16 protein-coding genes and 2 tRNA genes are annotated in these 19,444 nt (G+C 60.8%); 9 read left to right on the plus strand and 9 right to left on the minus strand.

The window, feature by feature from the left end; all coding sequences use genetic code 11:
- Positions 1 to 81 precede the first annotated feature (81 nt).
- Positions 82 to 462, plus strand: coding sequence for a heat shock protein HspQ (gene hspQ, locus GRI69_RS10305; RefSeq protein WP_160728211.1), 381 nt, complete (start codon positions 82 to 84; stop codon positions 460 to 462).
- Positions 463 to 753: 291 nt separating this feature from the next.
- Here hspQ and GRI69_RS10310 read toward each other — a convergent pair whose 3' ends face one another.
- From GRI69_RS10310 to GRI69_RS10340, 7 genes are all read right to left on the minus strand, one after another.
- Complete coding sequence (locus GRI69_RS10310; protein WP_160728212.1) at positions 754 to 1,125, minus strand: hypothetical protein; 372 nt, start codon at positions 1,123 to 1,125, stop codon at positions 754 to 756.
- An 8-nt stretch (positions 1,126 to 1,133) separates the two neighbouring features.
- Positions 1,134 to 3,356 carry a M10 family metallopeptidase C-terminal domain-containing protein gene (locus tag GRI69_RS10315; protein ID WP_160728213.1) on the minus strand — a complete coding sequence of 741 codons (2,223 nt, stop codon included), beginning with the start codon at positions 3,354 to 3,356 and terminating at the stop codon, positions 1,134 to 1,136.
- Between the two features lie 193 nt (positions 3,357 to 3,549).
- Positions 3,550 to 4,905: an HlyD family type I secretion periplasmic adaptor subunit gene (locus GRI69_RS10320; RefSeq protein WP_160728214.1), complete on the minus strand. Its 1,356-nt coding sequence runs from the start codon at positions 4,903 to 4,905 to the stop codon at positions 3,550 to 3,552.
- A complete protein-coding gene (locus GRI69_RS10325) occupies positions 4,902 to 6,623 on the minus strand; it encodes a type I secretion system permease/ATPase (RefSeq protein ID WP_160728408.1) in 1,722 nt (573 codons plus the stop codon). Before GRI69_RS10325 ends, GRI69_RS10320 begins: the two co-directional genes overlap by 4 nt.
- 5 nt (positions 6,624 to 6,628) lie before the next feature.
- Positions 6,629 to 8,062 (minus strand): TolC family protein, encoded by a 1,434-nt coding sequence (locus GRI69_RS10330; protein WP_160728215.1) that lies wholly within the window; start codon positions 8,060 to 8,062, stop codon positions 6,629 to 6,631.
- A 148-nt stretch (positions 8,063 to 8,210) separates the two neighbouring features.
- Positions 8,211 to 8,286 (minus strand) — tRNA-Thr (locus GRI69_RS10335).
- Between the two features lie 23 nt (positions 8,287 to 8,309).
- Positions 8,310 to 8,383: transfer RNA gene (locus GRI69_RS10340), tRNA-Cys, on the minus strand.
- Between the two features lie 112 nt (positions 8,384 to 8,495).
- Between GRI69_RS10340 and GRI69_RS10345 the strand changes: the two genes are divergently transcribed.
- The 4 genes from GRI69_RS10345 to GRI69_RS10360 all read left to right on the plus strand — a co-directional run bounded on the left by GRI69_RS10345 (position 8,496) and on the right by GRI69_RS10360 (position 13,310).
- Positions 8,496 to 9,275, plus strand: coding sequence for an acyl-CoA thioesterase (locus GRI69_RS10345; protein WP_160728216.1), 780 nt, complete (start codon positions 8,496 to 8,498; stop codon positions 9,273 to 9,275).
- Positions 9,276 to 9,527: 252 nt separating this feature from the next.
- The gene (locus tag GRI69_RS10350; RefSeq protein ID WP_160728217.1) at positions 9,528 to 10,079 is read left to right on the plus strand and encodes a sigma-70 family RNA polymerase sigma factor; all 552 of its coding nucleotides are present in this window, start codon (positions 9,528 to 9,530) and stop codon (positions 10,077 to 10,079) included.
- Positions 10,072 to 10,821 (plus strand): anti-sigma factor domain-containing protein, encoded by a 750-nt coding sequence (locus GRI69_RS10355; protein ID WP_160728218.1) that lies wholly within the window; start codon positions 10,072 to 10,074, stop codon positions 10,819 to 10,821. The genes GRI69_RS10350 and GRI69_RS10355 overlap by 8 nt, the downstream gene beginning before the upstream one ends.
- 161 nt (positions 10,822 to 10,982) lie before the next feature.
- Positions 10,983 to 13,310 carry a hypothetical protein gene (locus GRI69_RS10360; RefSeq protein WP_160728219.1) on the plus strand — a complete coding sequence of 776 codons (2,328 nt, stop codon included), beginning with the start codon at positions 10,983 to 10,985 and terminating at the stop codon, positions 13,308 to 13,310.
- A gap of 87 nt (positions 13,311 to 13,397) precedes the next feature.
- Here the strand turns inward: GRI69_RS10360 and GRI69_RS10365 are convergent, their stop codons facing one another.
- Together GRI69_RS10365 and GRI69_RS10370 are read right to left on the minus strand one after the other, a co-directional pair.
- Entirely contained in the window at positions 13,398 to 14,195 is a 798-nt protein-coding gene (locus GRI69_RS10365; RefSeq protein ID WP_160728220.1) for a crotonase/enoyl-CoA hydratase family protein, read from the minus strand.
- 12 nt (positions 14,196 to 14,207) lie between these two features.
- Positions 14,208 to 15,392 carry an LL-diaminopimelate aminotransferase gene (locus tag GRI69_RS10370; protein ID WP_160728221.1) on the minus strand — a complete coding sequence of 395 codons (1,185 nt, stop codon included), beginning with the start codon at positions 15,390 to 15,392 and terminating at the stop codon, positions 14,208 to 14,210.
- 138 nt (positions 15,393 to 15,530) lie between these two features.
- Between GRI69_RS10370 and GRI69_RS10375 the strand changes: the two genes are divergently transcribed.
- The 4 genes from GRI69_RS10375 (at position 15,531) to GRI69_RS10390 (ending at position 19,393) form a co-directional block, all read left to right on the plus strand.
- Positions 15,531 to 17,408, plus strand: coding sequence for a PHA/PHB synthase family protein (locus tag GRI69_RS10375; protein WP_160728222.1), 1,878 nt, complete (start codon positions 15,531 to 15,533; stop codon positions 17,406 to 17,408).
- Positions 17,409 to 17,526: 118 nt separating this feature from the next.
- Positions 17,527 to 18,306, plus strand: coding sequence for a phasin family protein (locus GRI69_RS10380; RefSeq protein WP_160728223.1), 780 nt, complete (start codon positions 17,527 to 17,529; stop codon positions 18,304 to 18,306).
- A gap of 240 nt (positions 18,307 to 18,546) precedes the next feature.
- Positions 18,547 to 18,882: an ATP-dependent Clp protease adapter ClpS gene (gene clpS, locus GRI69_RS10385; RefSeq protein WP_160728409.1), complete on the plus strand. Its 336-nt coding sequence runs from the start codon at positions 18,547 to 18,549 to the stop codon at positions 18,880 to 18,882.
- Between the two features lie 4 nt (positions 18,883 to 18,886).
- Positions 18,887 to 19,393, plus strand: a complete 507-nt coding sequence (locus GRI69_RS10390) for a DUF427 domain-containing protein (protein ID WP_160728410.1) — start codon at positions 18,887 to 18,889, stop codon at positions 19,391 to 19,393.
- Positions 19,394 to 19,444: the final 51 nt, after the last annotated feature.

Genomic DNA, 19,444 nt, shown 5'->3' on the forward strand with positions numbered 1-19,444 from the left:
CCCCTTTCGCATGCGAAATCCGGGGATTCGCTCGGTGAAGTGCTTGTGTGACGGGCAATGCATCCCATATCTTCATCAGATATGGACAGGGCAACGTTTTTCTCCGCACAAGCCGGTCGCACTCTCGAGGCACCGCGCCGCTCCCGCACACGCTTCACCATCGGCGATGTCGTTCGCCACAAAGCATTCGATTTTCGAGGTGTGATCTTCGATATCGATCCTGTCTTCGCGAATAGCGAGGAGTGGTATCAATCCATTCCCGAAGAGATACGTCCCGACCGCGAACAGCCCTATTACCATCTGCTCGCCGAAAGTGACGATAATGACTACGTCGCTTATGTAAGCCAGCAGAACCTAATCGGCGATTCCCTGGCCGGTCCGGTTTCCCACCCCGAAGTCCATCGGTATTTCGAACAGTTTGAAAACGGGCGCTATCGGATGCGTCAAACCCTTACCCACTAGGCTGTCGAAATGGGTGATAGAGGCCAGATCGCCGTTCAGCATTTTAGCCTACTCGCGGGCCGCAAGAAGTAGATAGCCCGCGATCCAAATTCCGCGATGACTGGGCTGGCCGACGAAAGCTATTGAGACGCAAGCCGCACAAAGACTTCCGATCCTTTCGACATGCAGAGAGATCGGGCGAAGGCCGTACAGATCGATCCGAGGCACAACCGAGCCTTATACCAATTCTTCTAGTTCGCCGGATTGCGACTTCCCCTGAACTTGAGATTTGGCGGGGCTTCGAGGCGTGGTTCAGGATTTGCTCTTTGCGATCGCCTGCGCCAAACCGTGCGCGAGACTTGTCCATGAGCTCGGCCCAAGCTGCCTGTCCATCACGGATAGCTCGAGCCGGGCCAACAACACCCCGCTTTCGGCAAATGCGAGCGCCCGTGCCGTGCCGGTTGGACGGGCCTCGGCTTCAATCTTGGAAACCAAGCCGAGATCGATTTCCTTCAAGGCGATCCTGAATATTTCGCACAATTCTTCTTCCGCCGCGCCCGCCCACTTCTCACCTGACAGATGACAGGAGACCCGTTCAGCGCTCACGGGTTTGGAATAGCCCTGAGCGGCGCACGCCAAAAATGCCAATGCAGGCAGAAAGAGAATGCGGCGACGGAATTCCATGCCACGGCTCAGGCGAAGACGGGATCGACGCCCGCGATCGGGTCTATCGCAGAAGCGGCTGGCGGCGGCGCTGCCTCTCCGAATGCAAGGAAGGAATACGGGTTGAGCGAAGATTCAGGTTCCACTTCGGCAAACAGCACCGCATCTGCTCCGCCCACACCATCGGCATCGTAGAAGAGTTTTCCTGTCGCATACTGATAGATAATCCGATCGTCGGAATCCATGGCCTCGGTGCCATAGACGAAGGCCGAAGGGTCGAGCGCGCCTTCCTGTTCGATCGAACTGAAAAGAGCGCCCCGATCCAGCCCGATCTTGTCGCCATTCTCGAAATCGGTGATCTTATCGGCATGCTGCAAGCCGAATGCAGTGAATACGAAGAGGTCATTCCCAACCCCTCCGCTTAGCAAGTCATTTCCGGCACCGCCATCAATGCGATCAGCGCCGTCGCCACCAAATATCTCGTCGTCATCTGCCTCGCCGAATATTTTGTCGTTTCCGCGCTCGCCATAGATAAGGTCCGAGCCTGAGCCACCGCGCACGGTATCGAACCCCTGGCCGGCAAAGATCGTATCCGCCCCAGTCCGGCCGAAGATCGTATTGCTTCCCCATTCGCCTCGGATGGTATCGTTGCCGTCACCGCCGTCCAGGAAGTCGTTGCCCCCAGCACCACGGAGAAGGTCGCCCCCCGAACCACCTTCGAGCCTATCGTTTCCACCGTCGCCATAAAGGCGGTCATTGCCATTATTTCCGAGAAGGATGTCGTCACCGCTTCCGCCGAACAGGTTATCCCAACCGGCACCGCCTTCGACAAGGTCCATATCGCTATCCCCGCGCAGAACATCGCTTCCGAACCCGCCCATCAGGTGATCATCGCCATCACCGCCGCGAACCACGTCCGGGTAGCGGCCGCTGTCGAGAATATCGTTACCGCTATTACCCCACAGGTAGTTCACGGCGTCGTTGCCAAAAATTTGGTCCGAACCTGAACCCCCGCGTGCATCCTCGATGATCACGCCACGGGCAATTGCGACATTGCCAACGCTGCCGCCTATGTTCGAGTAGTGCTCGGCCCTCAAGTCGATAAGCTGGTCCGCGCCAAACCCGCTGTAATCGAGCGTATCGCGGCCGCCAGTGTCATACACCGTATATGCGATACGCGAGTAGAGCGTGGCATCGAAGATTTCCGGGGCACCGGAAATATTGAACCCATAGATGGTATTGCCGGTCCGCGCATCTCCAGCGCCATACAAATTCTGGATCGCCACGATGTCAGCGAGCATCGGAGTGCCAAGCGGCGTGCGACTGTATCCGAGTTGCGAGAAGTAGCTATTCTCCACTTGATCGAAATAGCTCATGATCGTCGTTGCCCAACTATCGTTCAGATAGAGCGCGTCCGTTGCATAGCTTGCATTGCCGTTATAATTTCCGGCGTGACCGAGGCCCAGTGCATGACCAATTTCATGCACGTAGGTCTGGAAGCTGTAGTCATTGAGTTCGCTTCCGTACTGATTGACCCAATCGCTGCTGATATTGACGATAGAACTCGTGATCGTGCCGTCCCAGTATTGGACCATGGATTGCGCGTAAGCGCCAGGCTCGCTGTTTTGAAACGTGATATTGGTAGTAAATGAGCCAAAGGTCGGTGAAAAGCTTATATCGATCAGCGATTCCCAATAGCTGAGCGCTGTTAATGCGAGTTGCTCTTCAGCATTGCTGAGGCTGACGAACTCGTAAAAGATTGTCGAGGCGGAGAACGACCGTTCGTCGCCGCCCCAGTAACCCGCGGTAAGTTGGCCTGCTATCTCGTCCAAGGAATAGACTTGGAGTGGCTGAGCTTCGGTAACGGCCAGCGTATATTCGCCCGAGCTACCCCCATTCCAAGAGTCTGCTTCGATGTAGTAGGTGCCGGCGCTGTTCGCTGTGAAACGAAGAAGGGAATTTAGGTCTGTTCCACCGTCATCGTTTTCGGCCACGAGTGTCCCGTTTGAATCGTAAAGGCGGAGGTAAGTGTCGCCAACCGGCGTCGCGCCGCTACCTTCGAGCGAAACTGAAATGGTTTGATCTTCGCGCAACTCGATCCTGAACCAGTCGCTGTCGCCAACGGTTTCCAACATTTCCGTGACGCTTCCACCGACGGCGATATTCGCTGTGGTCGATGTATCGCTCGGGATATCGACACCATTCGCGAAAACCAGATCGTCACTGTTGTAGGCCCGTTCGCTGGAAAGCAAATAGAGCTCCGCCGACCCGTCGAAGGAGAGAATAGAATTATCCGATTTGCATGCACAGCACGCGCAGTTTTGATTTTGCGACAACACGTATCGACCCTTTAAATTCTGTCATTCAAACGGGACATGCGACATGCCCTCTCCTTGAAGAGGTTCATTCCACATCCACGATTAGTAAGAGATTAAATCCACTTGATTATTCTCGAAAAGCAGTTTCGCTTAGTCGTGTGATTGGTGTCAGGATATACTGGAGTACCGTCCGCTTGTCACCCAACAGGCTGATGTCCGCGACCATACCGGGACCGATTGCCAGTTCCTGGCCTCCGGGACCTTCCAGGGCATTCTCCCGGGTAGTGACCCTCACCAGATAGTATATTTCACCCGATTGCGGATCCTGGATCGAGTCCGCTGAAATTGTCGAAACGGTCCCTTCCAGAGTGCCGTAGACTGCCTGATCATACGCGGTGATGCCGACCTTTGCCTTTTGACCGGTCCGTATGTTGCCGATGTCCTGCGGCGACACGCGTGCCTCGATTAGAAGACTGTCCTCTTGGGCGACCAGTTCGACCAACGGTTCGCCAGGATTTACCGCGCTCCCCCTGGTTGTAACCAGAACCCGACTCACCTTACCTGCAATCGGAGCTCGCAATGTCGTGCGCTGGACGCGCTCCTGCAGCGCAGGGAGAGAACTTGATCGAGCTTCGAATTCGGCCTGGGTCACGGCAAGCTCACTAGCGGCCTGCTCACGCCAATCCTGACGTACACTGGCAAGATTGGCCACCGATTCCGCAACTTGAGCCTGTGCCCGCCCGAGCGAGGCGCGCGCGCCGGCAAGATCGCTGCGGGCGGTTGAAGCTTCGCTCTCGGCGCGGGCCAGGCTCATGCGCGGTTCGATACCGTTCTCAACGAGGGGGCGGATGGCGGCAAGTTCGGCCTCTGCGCGCGTCAACGTGCTCTGGCGCGAGTCTATCGCGGCTTCGGCCTCCGCGACGCTCTGGCGCGAACGTTGCAGCTGCGCCTGTCCCGCGGAAAGAGCGCTGCGCAGGCTCGCCTGACGCGAAGAATAAAGAGCCCTTTCGATTTCCAGCTGGCGTGCAGCTTCCTCATCGGCAGGGGCAGGATAGCGGGGCGCGCGACCGGTCACTTCGGCAGTGAGGCGGGCGACCTTCATGTCGAGCGCCTGCGCTGTGGCCTCGGTGCTGCCCAGATTGGCCCCGGTTTCCGTCGGATCGAGGCGCAGCAAGGGCTGGCCAGCAGACACGCTGTCACCTGGCCGCACGAGGATATCTTCCAGGATGCCACCTTCGAGGCTGGAGACGACCTGCAATTCGCTGCTGGCGATCACCCTGCCCATGCCGCGGACGGTGCGGTCGATTTCAGCAAGTGCTGCCCAGACGATGAAAACGACAAAGAAGAGCAGAATGCCCCAGAAGAGCAGCTTCGAAGCCTTACCCGGCTCGATATCGCCTACAAAGTCCTCAAGGTGACGGTGCTGCTCGTCCTCCTCGATCACGATAGGCTCTTCGCGGCTTTCCTGGGGGAGCGTGTTCATGGTTGCTTGTTCCCCTGTGCGAGCTTTTCAAGCACGGCATCGCGCGGACCGTCGGCAACCACCTTGCCGCGATCCATTATGATGATGCGATCGACCAGTTGCAGCAAAGGCTGGCGGTGCGTCACCACCACGAGCGTGCGATTCTTGAGCTCGTCGCCGAGCCGGTTGATAAGATCGCCCTCGGTTTGCGCGTCCATCGCGCTGGATGGTTCGTCCATGACGATTATGGGCGGCTTGCCAGCGAGAGCACGCGCGACTGCAATCGACTGGCGCTGACCGCCTGAAAGACCTTCCCCGCGGTCGACAAGCTTGAGATCATAGCCGTTCGAGATACGTGAAACGAACAGATCGGTCCCGGATACGCGAGATGCGCGGAGCATCTCCTCGTCGTCGATGAACGGCCGTTCAAGCACGATATTCTCGCGGATGGAGCCTGAGAACAGCGCAGGTTCCTGCAGGACCGATCCAATCTGCGCGCGCAGCGAATAGGGATCGAACTGGGCAAGGTCGACACCGTCGACCAAGACCATGCCCTCCTGCGGGGGGTAGAGTCCGAGCATCATCCGCGCGATGGTCGATTTCCCCGACCCGACACGGCCGAGTATAGCGACGTGCTGACCCGGTTCGATCTTCAGATTGACGTTGTCGAGCGCCGGAGCGCTTCCCCCGGGGTAAGTGAACGACACTCCCCGCAATTCGATGGCGCCCGCAGTCGTGCCCATTTCCAGGGGTTCGGTTTCCGGGCCTTCCACCGGTTGATCCATCATCTGGCGAACATGGCGATAGGCAGTACGGGTTGCCGTCATCCTTCCCACCAGCTGCGAGATTTGCGCGAGCGGAGCTACTGCTCGACCCGCGAGAATGGAGCAGGCGATCAGGCCGCCCAAGGTCAGCTTGTTGTCCGCCACCTGGAAGACCCCGATGATCACCACGCCTGCATAGCTGATCATTCCGGCGGTCGTTGCGAAGGTGGTGCCCACAGAAGATATCAGGCGTTGCCGCAGATTGCTCTGCGCGTGCTCTCTCACTGCTTCTTTCCAACGGCGCTTGAGCATCCGCTCCGCGCCGGAAACCTTTACATGCTCAATGCTTCCGACCGTCTCGACCAATACCGATTGCTTGAGCAGTCCCTGCCCTAGCGTAGTAGCAGAAATGCGCTGCAATGCCGGTTGGGCGGCCAAACCGACCAATATCACCAGCGGGACCATCGCACCTGGTACCGCTACAACCCATCCGCCAATTGCCGCGACCACGGCCAATGTGATGAAGATGAATGGAAGGTCGACGACCGCCACCAAAGTCGCAGAGGCAAAGAAATCTCGAATGGTTTCCAATTCGCGCATCATACCGGTCAATTGGCCGGTGGAACCCTTGCGCAATTCCAGCCTCATCGAGGTCAGGCGGGCGAAGACATCCTCCCCGATTTCTTCATCGATCCGCGCACCGGCAAAGTCCACGAAATAGGCACGAAGCAACTTAAGAATGAAATCGAAGATCAGGATGATGCCGAGCCCGATCGACAGCGCCAGCAAGGAACCGTAGGCGGAGTTGGGCACCACCCGGTCATAGACCGTCATCGTGAACAGCGCGCTGCCGAGGCCGAAGATATTGATCAGTGCTGCAGCAAGCGCGACCTTCGAATAGGTGCGCCAGTTTCGCTTGATCGGCTCGGCCAGCCAATCGGCGATCCGCTTCTTCGGGACTTCGACGAGCGTCATGTCGCTCACAGCGGGACCTCTTCTTCCTGGATTTCCAGCACCTCGAGCAGGCGACCGGTGCGCAGCAACAAAATGTAGCGCGCCTGATCCAGTTCGGTCAGCGCGCGGATATAGGCACTAGCGGCATTGAGATAGGCATTTTGCGCATCCGCCACGTCGAACACCGATCCGCGAAGTGCCTCGAAACGGGCGACGACGATATCGCGCGATTGCCGTGCCGCCTTGTAGGCGGATTCCAGCGCGCGGATTTGCTCTTCTATCGCCTGTACGTCGGACCAGGCAATCGCAGCATCGCGGCGAGCCTCTTCACGTACTCGATCGGCGACTGCATCCGCTGCAACCGCCTCGGCTTCTGCAGCGCGAGCTCTCGACCAGACACCGCCGCCAAGAATACGCCAGTTGAAGTTGACAGTGGCGCGCGTGTCGTAATCGTTGCGCCCATCATCGAAAATTCCATACCGACCATTGTCCACTCGCGCGGTGAGGTCCGGGAACTTGTCCGCATCCGCCGCCCGCGCTTCCTGCTCGCGCGCCTCGGCGGATGCCTCTGCGCCTAACACCTGCGGAGCGGTCTCAGCGATGAAGATCGCATACTCCCGCGTATAGCGCGTGTCGTCGAGCAATGGAGGACGCAACAAGCGGTCGGGTGGCGCAAAGCCGCTGAGTTCTTCGAACCGGGCTTCCGCGCTGGCGAGCTGGCGGCGTGCCTGTGCGAGCTGGACAAGGCCCTGTGAACGCAGGCTGGCAACACGCGCCCGATCACCTTCGGCGGATACGCCGCGCTCGATGCGGGTCTCCACCGCTTCACCGAGCCCGTCCTGCGCTGCAACAAATCCTTCGATTAAGCGTACTAGGGCTTGATAGCCGAAGACCTGTGTCCAGGCAGCGACCATGTCTCCCGCCACCTCTCCCGTCCTTGCCTCCCGCTCAAAGCCTGCCGCGCGCAGCCGAGCAGCAGCCGAGCGGACACGGCCATCAGTCCGGCCGAAATCGATCAAAGGTTGCGCGATGGAAAAAGTAAAATCCACGCGCTCACGCGGTCGTGACCGTTCGATCAGATTGAACGGATCGTCTGAGAAATTACGTTCAAGCGTTTTGAACGCCGAGACGCCGACGTCGATTGCTGGCAGATACCCTGCCCTTGCCTCTCCGACCCTCGCCCGCGCAGCATCTTGCAAGGCGCGCGCCTCGCGACCGACTGGGCTTTGTTTCAATGCAGCCGCGACGATCGTGCGAAAGGTCTCCGGGTCCGCTGTCGTATCCTCGAGGCCTAAGACAGGATCGTTCGCGAAATCGATGGCTAGCGGCTTGGCTTCCGGTTCGGGCAGCGCCGGATCGCGACCAGCTTGAATCGCCACATCCTGCGCACGCAACTGAGCATCGCCAACTGCAGTCAGCGAAACGAACGCAACGACGCAGGCTTGGGCAAGCTCCCTCATGTCCGTCCTTTATCCCCTTATTCCTCCGCCTTAACAGCAAGTTTCCCGGGTGGCACTAACATTCCGAAGACGTGAACAATTTGGATAAGGAATAATGCAAATAGAAGATAGATTTCGAACAGTTGTGCGAGGTTAGTAGAAAAGATAGTGGTGCCGCTTAGGTGACTCGAACACCTGACCCCATCATTACGAATGATGTGCTCTACCAACTGAGCTAAAGCGGCACATTCTCTCTTGCCAAGAGAAGTGGAGGCCCGAGCCGGAATCGAACCGGCGTGCAAGGATTTGCAGTCCTCTGCGTAACCACTCCGCCATCGGGCCTCGCCCGCCCTATCGAACGGGAAGCGGCCCACTAGCGATTCTGCCGAAGCAATGCAATCGCCTTACGTAACGTCAGGCTGGACGACGCGCCGGACAGGGGCGATGGAGCAGCATGAGCATTGCCAGCCTGACCGATCCGATTACCGCCGAAGGCGGCCGCGCAACCTTCCACGACCTCGATCACTGGATGCAGGGTCGCACACTTTATGGCGGCGCTTCGGCGCTGATTGCCTATACCACGGCAGCCCGTGCATATACCGATTTGCCGCCCCTGCGCGCCGGACAGATTGCGTTTGTCGCGCCGACCGGGCCGGAAGTCGAGTTGAAGCGAGAGATCGTCCGCCAAGGACGAAATGTGGCCCAAGTCCGCAGCGAAATCTGGTGCGAGGGCAAGTGCACGCTCAGCGCCTTCTGGCTGTTCGGAACCGAGCGCGAGCCCAACGCAATTCATCCTCCAGCGGGTATCGCCGACTGGCCGGGCCTGCCAGAGGATGCGGCTCCGGTAATGGACGGGAAAGGCCCCGCCTTCATAAAGAACAATTTCGAGCTTCGGCGGGCGCAGGAATTGCGCGGTTCCGGTGAGCCGGTGGTGCGCCGCTGGGCACGCCTGAGCGACCGCGAGGGCCTCGATCCGGTGAGCGAGCTCATTCTGCTCGGCGACGTCATGCCGCCCGGCGCAATGCGAGCGATGCAGCGGCAGGGGCCGATCAGCTCGATCAATTGGTCCTTCAACCTGCTCGACACCGCGCCGAGGACCCGTGAGGGGTGGTGGCTATCCGAAAATGCCAGCCAGCACGCAGCCGGAGGATATTCTTCCGAACGTCTGCGACTGTGGAATGCCGACGGCAAACAGGTACTCGACGGCATGCAATGCGTGGCTATCTTCGGCTGACCGCAAGGTATCGCAAGATGCGCAAGTTGAAGTGCATGCGCCATGCGGTTTCAAAGAGGCGCGCAGAAATGCGGAAGTCCGGCGGAGTCTAGTGCTCTCAAAGCGCGGACGTTCTCCAATTCAAGTAACGCGCGGGGGTACTATCGCGGAGCTTCGCGCTAGGGAAACAGGGTGCGATGTTCCCAGTCCGCCATCACTGAAAAAATTGACATCCCCGGCCATCATGTCACCGTGGCAGCTCCAGGGGGTTAAATGACTGATCGTCAAACACAATTGATCGACGCTTTGACGGGGACTGCGGCGGGCAACCGCGGCTCGCTCCAGACTGTCTACGAGATGACGTCGGCGAAGGTCTTCGGCACCATTCTGCGCATTGTCCGCCGCCGCGAAGTGGCCGAAGATGTCCTCCAGGATGTCTATGTGAAGGTCTGGCGGCGCGCAGGGCGGTTCGACCCGAGCAAGGGCAGCCCGATAACCTGGTTGTGCACGATCGCACGCAATTCGGCCCTCAACGACGTGCGCAGGAACGGCCGCCAGCAGGAACTTGCGGAGGAGGAGTTTCCCGACGTCGCAGACACCAAGATCCTCGCCGCCGACGACTGGCTTTGCGCCGAGCAGGACAGTGCCGCGCTGGCGGACTGCCTCGAAGAACTGCGAGCCGACCACCGCCGCACGATCAAGCTGGCCTTCTTCGAAGGGCTTTCCCATTCGGAACTGGCCGAAAGGGTCAATGTCCCGCTGGGAACGCTCAAGAGCTGGATCAGGCGCGGCCTTGCCGGGCTGAAGGGATGTCTCGGTGGCTGATACGACCGACATCCGCGAAGACGATCCCTTCATCCGTGCCGGCGAATATGCGCTCGGCGCGCTCGAGGGTGACGAACTCGGCGAGGCGCGGCGCCTGCTGCTTGCCGATCAGGGTTTTGCCGAAGCGGTGGAATGGTGGGAATACCGTCTCGGCAGCATGAGCGAGGCGGCGGGCCGATTCATGCCCTCTCCCTCGGTTTGGCCGGGAGTACTGGCCCGGATCGACGCGGAAGACGCCTCGCGCGACTCCGTCCCGGTATCGTTCGAGCCAAGACGGCAATCCCCCTGGAACATCGCCGCGCTGGTCGCCGGTGCAGGCATGGCCGTGGCCGGTCTCGTCTTCTTCATCGCCACTCCGCGCACGGTCACGCTGCCGCAGCAGCCGCCTGCGGCCACCACGCCGGGGCCGCAGCTCATCGCCCAGCTGGACGACGAGGACAGCGCGCGCAAGCTCGCCGGCGTGATCGACGTGGAAAGCAATCGGCTTGCTCTCAGCATTACCGGACTTGAGGCGGATACGGGCAAGACCCCCGAATTGTGGGTGATCCCCGCAGGCGGCGCACCGGTATCGCTGGGCGCGATTCCGCAGTCGGGTTCGTTCGACCGAGAGCTGTCGCGGGCGGAAGCGGACCTCCTCGTGGCGGGATCGACGCTGGCGGTGACCTTCGAGGATGACACCGGCCAGCGGCACGAGAGCCCGACCATGCCGATCCTGCTTGCGGGACCACTCGACCAGGTCTGATCGGGAAAATTAGTCCCAAAATACAGAATGTTAAAAGATTGGCTCGATTTATTTCGCGGCGGGTGCATCCAATCAGGTGACCCAGGTGTAGCTGCGCTCGCCTTCGGGTATCAAATCCCGTCGGCAGCCGAGACCCGTAGGTCTTTGTGCAGCCAAGAGAGATGTCAAAACATCCGCTGTGGGAAGGGATACCCGCGCCACTCGGCTTTCTGGTCCATATGGAAAAGGAAAGCACTATGCGTATCAACACACCGAAGACATTCGCAGCAACACTGCTCGCCGGCACGGCAATGTTTGCCCTTGCGGGCACGGCCCATGCCGATCCGACCCCGGAATGTAACGACTCCGATCCCAACGCCACCGAATGCGGCACCGATTCCACCGCGACCGGCGAAGGTGCGACCGCGGTCGGTAACGGCGCAACGGCCGATGGAACCGATGCCGTCGCCGTAGGCAGCGACGATGCCGGCGCGGCCCCTGCCACTGCAACCGGCCCTTCGACCACTGCGGTCGGCGGGGAAAGCCTCGCGACCGGACCCGGTGCTACGGCTATCGGCTGGCAGTCGATGGCAACCCAAGAGCGCGCGACCGCGCTCGGCCATCTTGCCACCGCACAGGGCGTCCGTTCGCTGGCAGTGGGCGAAAACGCCGACGCGCAGACCGACAATGCAACGGCTATCGGCAATGAATCGATCGCCAACGGCATTGATGCACTCGCCATAGGCGATACGGCGACGTCCACGGGAAACTCCACATCGGCCGTGGGCGGCGAAAGTGTCGCAACCGGCCCGGGTGCCAGCGCATTCGGCTGGCAGGCAACGGCTAACGCGGAACGTTCGACTGCCTTGGGCCACCTCGCATCGAGTGACGGTTTTGCTTCGGTCGCAGTTGGTGAAGCAGCGGCAGCGCAGGGCCGCGGCGGAATTGCTATTGGGGGCAACACCGATGGCGGCGCCTTTGGTGCACTGGCCACAGACGATGCGGGCATCGCTCTCGGCAGCGACGCCGAAGCACGCCAAGTCGGCGCGATCGCGATCGGTAGCGACGGCGACGGCGACGGCGACGGAGCCGTTTCCGATGGCGTCTATTCAGCATCGCTCGGCGCCGATGCATCGGCCACCGGCCTGGGTGCGACTGCGGTAGGCGGCCTCGCCTCCGCAGACGGTGAAGACGCGCTTGCGGTCGGCTTTACCGCCAGCGCGACTGGCCCCTCGACCTCGGCAGTCGGCGGCGAAAGCGTTGCAACCGGACCGGGCGCCTCGGCTTTCGGCTGGCAATCGGCAGCCGCAGCTGAACGCGCCACTGCGCTGGGCCATCTCGCCACGGCACAGGGCGTTCGTTCGCTGGCAGTCGGCGAGAATGCCGATGCGCAAACCGATAACGCTACCGCCATCGGGAACGAGTCGATTGCCAATGGCATCGACGCGCTTGCCCTCGGCGATACGGCCATGGCCATGGGCAATTCCACGACCGCCCTTGGCGGCGAAAGCCTTGCCAACACTCCGGGTGCAACGGCCCTCGGCTGGCAGGCGCAGGCAACTGGGGACATGGCAACAGCTGTGGGCCACCAGTCGACTGCATCGGGCGCGCAGAGCTTCGCCGGCGGAGAGGACTCCGTAGCATCGGGCAGCAATGCCGTGGCCATCGGCAACACCGCCCAAGCAACCGGCGGCGATTCCATTGCCATCGGCGGCAATCGGGATGGCGTGGATGGCTTCTCGACGATCGCCAACGGGCCTTCGACCACCGTGGTCGGCGGACAGTCTTCGGCAATCGGGGCAGGTGCGACCGCCTATGGCTGGCGCGCCAACGCCACTGCCGAACGGGCCACCGCCCTTGGCCATCTGTCCACTGCATCGGGCGTACGTTCGGTTGCCGTGGGTGAAGCTGCATCGGCCACCGGTGACGGTGCCGTAGCCCTCGGCAACGAGTCCGTTGCTTCGGGAGCGAACTCGGTAGCGATCGGCAATGGTGCCGTTGCAGAGAATGACGGACAGGTTGTCATCGCCTCGCTGGACGAAAGCTCCACCTCGCAAATGGGCCCGCTGGCGTTCGTTACGGCGGATGCGAACGGGACGCTGGGCGTCAGCTCGACGGCAGGCATGAGTAATCTTGCCAGCTTCAGCGACGTGCAGGCCAACAGCGCGGCGATTGCCAACAACTCCATGCTGATCGCTGACAATTCCATGGCGATCGTGGATCTGCAGGACCGCCAGTCCATGCTGTTCGACCTGGCCGAAGAAAACAGCGTTCAGGCTCGCCGTGCCAATGAAGGCGTCGCCATGGCGCTGGCCATGGAATCGCCGATCATCATGCCGGGCAAGACAGTCGGCGTTGCGGGCGGCTTCGGCTATTACAACGAACGCGTTGCCGGATCCGCCTCGATGGGCTTCCGGGTGAGTGAAAGCACCGTGGTCACCGGCGGTGTCGGGGTCGGCTTCGACTCCGGCGAAGTCGGTGCCCGCGCAGGATTCCAGTCATCCTGGTAAGCTGGGGCACTTCAGGTTAATCCTGTGGACCAGGATGGGGGAGCGGGTGTTTCGGCATCCGCTCCCTTTTTCATGTGAGCAGGTCGTTCAGAGATCGGTGAACTTGGCGGCCCGTTTCTGCATGCCCGCCATCACCGCCTCGATCTGGTTGGGCTTGCGCATAACAGCAGCCTGTTCGACGCTTTCCGCCATCAGGATGTCGTCGCCCGACTGTTCGAGCATGGCTTCGGACAGACGCTTGGCCCCGCGGATTGCTTCCGGGTTGCGACTGGCAATCTCGTTCGCGATATCGTTTGCCTTGCCCAGCGGATCTTCGGTGACATGCGTCGCAAGTCCGTATTCCCGCGCTTCCTCGCCGGTGAATTCGCGGTTGGTGTAGACCAGTTCACGCAGGTAATCGTCGCGCACCAGTCCGCGCCAGAGGTGGTATCCGCCCATGTCGGGTACGAGGCCCCATTTGAGCTCCATAATCGCCATCCGGGTGGCGGGATGGACCACGCGGATATCCGCACCGCTGGCGATCTGCAGGCCCCCACCGAAGCACACGCCGTGGACCGCCGCAATCACCGGGACCGGGCACTTGCGCCAGGTCATGGCGACTTCCTGGAAGGTGTTGGCGTTGCCATGCGTGCGTTCGGTCAGCGGCTTGCGCTCGTCATCGGGCGCGGCATTGAAGCTCGATACGTCGAGGCCAGCGCAGAATGCCCTGCCTTCACCCGCCAACACCACGGCACGCAGGCCCTTCATCGCCCTCAGCTCTTCGCCCGCGGCAATGATTGCTTCGAACTGCTCCGGATCGAGCGCATTCATCTTGTCGGGGCGGTTGAAGCGGACCTGTGCTACGCCGTTGTCGGCAAGGTCGATCGTGACGCGGTCGGTACTCATCGCTTTCTCCAGTTACCGTGCATGCTCGGCGAGGAATTTTTTCACGTTTCGCGCGGCCTGGCGGATACGCTGCTCGTTCTCCACCATGGCGATGCGGACGAAACCTTCGCCCTCTTCGCCATAACCGACGCCCGCCGCCACGGCGACGCCGGCGTGTTCGAGCAATTGCTTGGAAAATTCGAGGCTGCCCATGTGCTCGAAACCGGTCGGCAGGGGTGCCCAAGCGAACATGCTGGCCGCCGGCACGGGAATGTCCCAGCCTGCGCGGGCGAAGCTTTCGACCATCACGTCACGCCGGCGCTGATACCGCTGCCGGTTCTGCTCGACCACGTCCTGCGGGCCGTTGAGCGCGGCGCAGGCGGCGGCCTGGATCGGGGTAAACGCACCGTAATCGAGATAGGACTTTACCCGCGTGAGCGCTGAAATCAGCGTCCTGTTGCCCACCGCGAATCCCATGCGCCAGCCAGCCATCGAATATGTCTTGGACATGGAGGTAAACTCGACAGCGACCTCCTTCGCACCTTCGGCCTGCAGGATCGAAGGTGTCGGCCTGCCGTCATAATAAAGTTCCGAATAGGCAAGATCGGACATGATCCAGACCTTGTTCTCGCGCGCCCAGTCGACCAGCCGCTGGTAGAATTCGGCATCGACTACCTCTGCGGTAGGATTGCTAGGGTAATTCACCACCAGCACAGTAGGGCGCGGCACGGTGTAGGCCATCGCGCTGTCCAGTGCGCGCCAGTAGCGCTCGTCCGGCGTCGTCGGCACGCTGCGGATCGTGGCGCCGGCGATGATGAAGCCGAAGGTGTGGATCGGGTAACTCGGGCTCGGCGCCAGCACCACGTCGCCCGGGGCGGTGATCGCGGTGGCCATCGAAGACAGGCCCTCTTTCGAACCCATGGTCACCACCACTTCGCTTTCCGGATCGAGATCGACGCCGAAACGGGTCTGGTAATATTTCGCCTGGGCCTTGCGCAGGCCCGGAATGCCCTTGGACTGTGAATAGCCGTGCGCGCCGGGTTTGCCCGCGACTTCGCACAATTTGTCGATCACATGCTGCGGCGGGGGCTGGTCTGGATTGCCCATGCCGAGGTCGATCACATCGCGCCCCGCCTGCCGCGCCGCGTGCCGCATCGCATTGACCTCTGCGATGACATAGGGAGGCAGGCGCTTGATGCGGTAGAATTCGTCGGACATTTAGGCTCCGTGGCGCATTGGTTAAGTCACACTGATTACCTATTCAGGCGGCAGGCGCAAACGGGATAGATGCGCAGGCTTGCGGATTCTTCTAGGTCCGTGACAAACAGCGCTTGGCCCACGCGCGAAGGAATGACGATGACCGAAACGCCCGACCCATTTACCAATCTCTACGAGCACCCGGCCAAGCTGGCGCGTGCGATGTTCGCGCCGATGACCGGCGCGATCGATCCTTCCGCGATGACGGGCACCGCCATGACGCCGGAAGATGTGCAGGCCTGGGCGGAAACGAATACCAGGCTGCAGGCGCTGTGGGCCGAATATCAGGTGGAACAGCTGAGCAATCCGCAGGCGCTGGTGCCCTATTTCGATCCGGCGCGCTGGATGGCGCTGGCCACCGACTGGTACAACCAGATGCCGATCGCCCAGACCGACCAGCAGCAGGCGCTGTGGGACGAAGGGATGAAGCTGTGGCAGGACGTGCTGGGCCAATATGGTCTCGGCCCCAAGGCTTCGGACAAGGGCGGAGACGATATCGATCTGCCGCGTAAGGACCGGCGTTTCGCCGACGAGAAATGGCGGGCGCATCCCGCCTATGCGCTGATCCACCAGACCTATCTCTTCCTGGCAGAGCGGGTTGGCGCGATGGTCGACCGGATCGAAGGACTGAGCCCGCACCAGCGCGAGCAGTTGCGCTTTACCACCAAGACCATCACCGAAGCGGCGAGCCCGGCGAATTTCCCGCTACTCAATCCGGTGGTGATGGAACGCACAATGGAAACGCGCGGCGCGAACCTGGTGAAGGGCATGGAACACCTGCTCTCCGACATGCGGCGCGGGCAGCTTTCGCACACCGACGCCTCGGCGTTCACGCTGGGGGAGAATATCGCCACCACGCCGGGCAAGGTCGTGCATGAAACCCCGCTATACCAGCTGATCCAGTACACCCCGACCACCGAGAAGGTGCTGGCAACGCCGCTGGTGATCTTCCCGCCATGGATCAACCGCTTCTACATTCTCGACCTGAACGAGAAGAAGAGCTTCGTGAAGTGGGCGGTCGATCAGGGCGTGAGCGTGTTCATGGTCAGCTGGAAATCGGCCGATTCGAGCATGAAGGACGTGGTGTGGGACGATTATGTCCGCGCGCAGATCGATGCGATCGACCACATCCGAAGCCGGCTCGACGTGCCGAACGTCCATACGATCGGATATTGCGTAGCGGGCACGACGCTGGCCGCGACGCTGGCGCTGCTTCACCGCCGCGGACAGGAGGAAAAGGTCAGGAGCGCGACCTTCTTCACAGCGCAGGTCGATTTCGAAAAGGCGGGCGAACTGCTCAACTTCGTCGACGACCAGCAGCTTGGCGCAATCAAGTCACTTTCGCCCGACGGTTACCTGGATGGGCGCTACATGGCAGCCACGTTCAACCTGCTGCGCGGCACCGACCTGATCTGGAACTATGTCGTCAACAACTACCTGCTGGGAGAAGACTATCCAGCCTTCGACCTCCTGCACTGGAACGGCGATGTCACCAACCTGCCCGCCAAATGGCACGAGCAGTACATGCGCGATCTTTATCGCGACAACAGGCTGGTCGAAACCGATGCGCTGAGCGTCGACAATACCCCGATCGACCTGGGGCTGGTGACGACGCCCACCTATGTCCAGGCGGGCAAGGAAGATCATATCGCCCCCGCCGAAAGCGTGTGGCGCCTGAAGGACCATTTCACCGGGCCGATAACATTCGTGCTCGCCGGGTCGGGTCACATCGCAGGCGTCGTGAACCCGCCCTCATCCGGAAAGTATCAGTACTGGACCAATGACGGCGAGCCCCGCAGCCTTGCCGAATTTCGCGAAGGCGCGAAGGAGCATCCAGGGAGCTGGTGGCCCCACTGGATCGACTGGCTTCGCGAACAGAACGGCGAAACCGTCGCCGCCGATGGAAAACGGAAGCCCGGCGGCAAGGGCGATCGGGTGATCGAAGATGCGCCCGGACGCTATGTCGCCACGCGGTAACGCCCGCTAACCGGTTGAAAACGAAGACTGCCTCCAATTATGGTGCAGTGCACAAAAACTCCTTGACTTCGCACCTGCAATGCCTATTTTGTGCACTGCAACAATAGCGAGGTTTCCCATGGCCGAAAGCCAGACCAAGATCGATGCCGCTGCAGAGAAGGCTTATGCCGAAGCTGCCGACAAGAAGACGTCCGAGGTTAGCGTCAAGGCTATCGAGAAGGCCGTCGACGCCGGAACGACTGCGCCCGTGAAAGCGGACGCCGTCGCCAAGGCTGTTGCCGCACCTGCTGAAAAGCCCGCCGCGAAGGCGGCTCCGGTGAAGGCGAAGAAGGTCGCTGCCAAGAAAGGCCCGGCAAAGAAAAAGCCGGTCGCCAAAAAGGCCGCTCCGGCCAAAAAGGCCGCCACGACAACCTCGAATACCCCGATCACCAAATTGAAGGATACCATCATGGCCACCGCCAAGAACGCAAAGACCGCCGATTACACCACCAAGGCCAAGGAAATGGCTGCTGACATGCAGACCCGCGCCAAGGCCGCTTACGACAAGAGCAGCGAAATGACCCAGGAAGCAGTCGAATTCCAGAAGGGCAACATCGAAGCCCTGATCCAATCGGGCAAGATCTTTGCTTCGGGCATGCAGGACATGGGCCGCACTTATGTCGAAGAAGCCAAGTCGGCTGCCGAAACCGTCCAGGGCGACGTCAAGAAGTTCGCCGCGATCAAGTCGCCGACCGAGCTCTTCCAGCTGCAGGGCGAAATCGCGCGCCGCAACTTCGACGCGATGGTTTCGACCACTTCGAAGAACACCGAAGCCATGCTCAAGCTGGCCAACGAGGCTTTTGCTCCGCTGTCGAGCCGCATGAGCCTCGCTGCCGACAAGGTCCGCAAGGCCGCCTAGTCGATCAGAGCTTCAACGCGCCGGGCATCTCTCTCCTCTCTCCCTTGTCCGGTAGTTGGAAACGGCGGGTCGGATGGCACAATCGTGTCGTCCGGCCCGTTTGCCTTTTCATAGACCCGAAGCGCCTTTTTGACGTTTTCTCGACCCCGATAAGCCATTGCCTGTCGCTCACCGCTTGCGATTTCCGACAGGCTTACGATATTGGCGCCTGCGATGACCCACCCCAACCGTCTCCACCCCATGCTCGCCGGAAAAGGCGACGATGATGCGCGCGAAGGCGATGGCCAGGTCGGCATCGCCACCAAGACGCGCGCCAAGCCGAAGAAGCCCAGCCAGTACAAGGTGCTGCTGCTTAACGACGATTACACTCCGATGGAGTTCGTCGTCATCGTGCTGAAGCGTTTCTTCCGCATGGATATGGAAGAGGCCACAAGGGTGATGCTTCACGTCCACCAGAAGGGCGTCGGCGTCTGCGGGATCTTTCCCTACGAGGTCGCCGAAACCAAGGTGAACCAGGTGATGGACTTCGCCCGACAGAACGAGCACCCGCTTCAGTGCACGCTGGAAAAGGCCTGAAGCAATCGCCGCAACCGACCACCCCGAACCCGATCCGGTCCGTGAGGGTCAGGAGAGCGTCTGGGACTATCCGCGCCCCGCAATAGCGGAACGCAGCAATCGCCACATCGTGATCCGCCACAAGGGTATCACCCTCGCCGATACCCGGCAGGCCTGGCGTACGCTCGAAACAAGTCACCCGCCCACCTACTACCTGCCGCCGGACGATGTCGCCGTGGAATACCTGTCGGCCAATCGCCACCGTTCCCTGTGCGAATGGAAGGGCCAGGCACGTTACTGGGACGTTGTTATGGGCGACGACCGGATCGAAGCGGCGTGCTGGAGCTACATCGAACCAACAGCTGACTTTGCCCCGATTGCGGGCTATTTTGCATTCTATCCAGAACCCTTCGATCACTGCCTGGTCGATGGCGAACAGGTAATGCCCCAACCGGGCGGCTTCTACGGCGGCTGGATCACCAGCCGGGAGGCGGGCCCCTTCAAGGGCATCCCCGGAAGCCGTTTCTGGTAAGACATGACGCGCGCGATTTTTCGCGCTAGGGCCGCAAACCAGAGACCCACA

Source organism: Qipengyuania vulgaris (assembly GCF_009827325.1).
Lineage (GTDB): Bacteria > Pseudomonadota > Alphaproteobacteria > Sphingomonadales > Sphingomonadaceae > Qipengyuania > Qipengyuania vulgaris.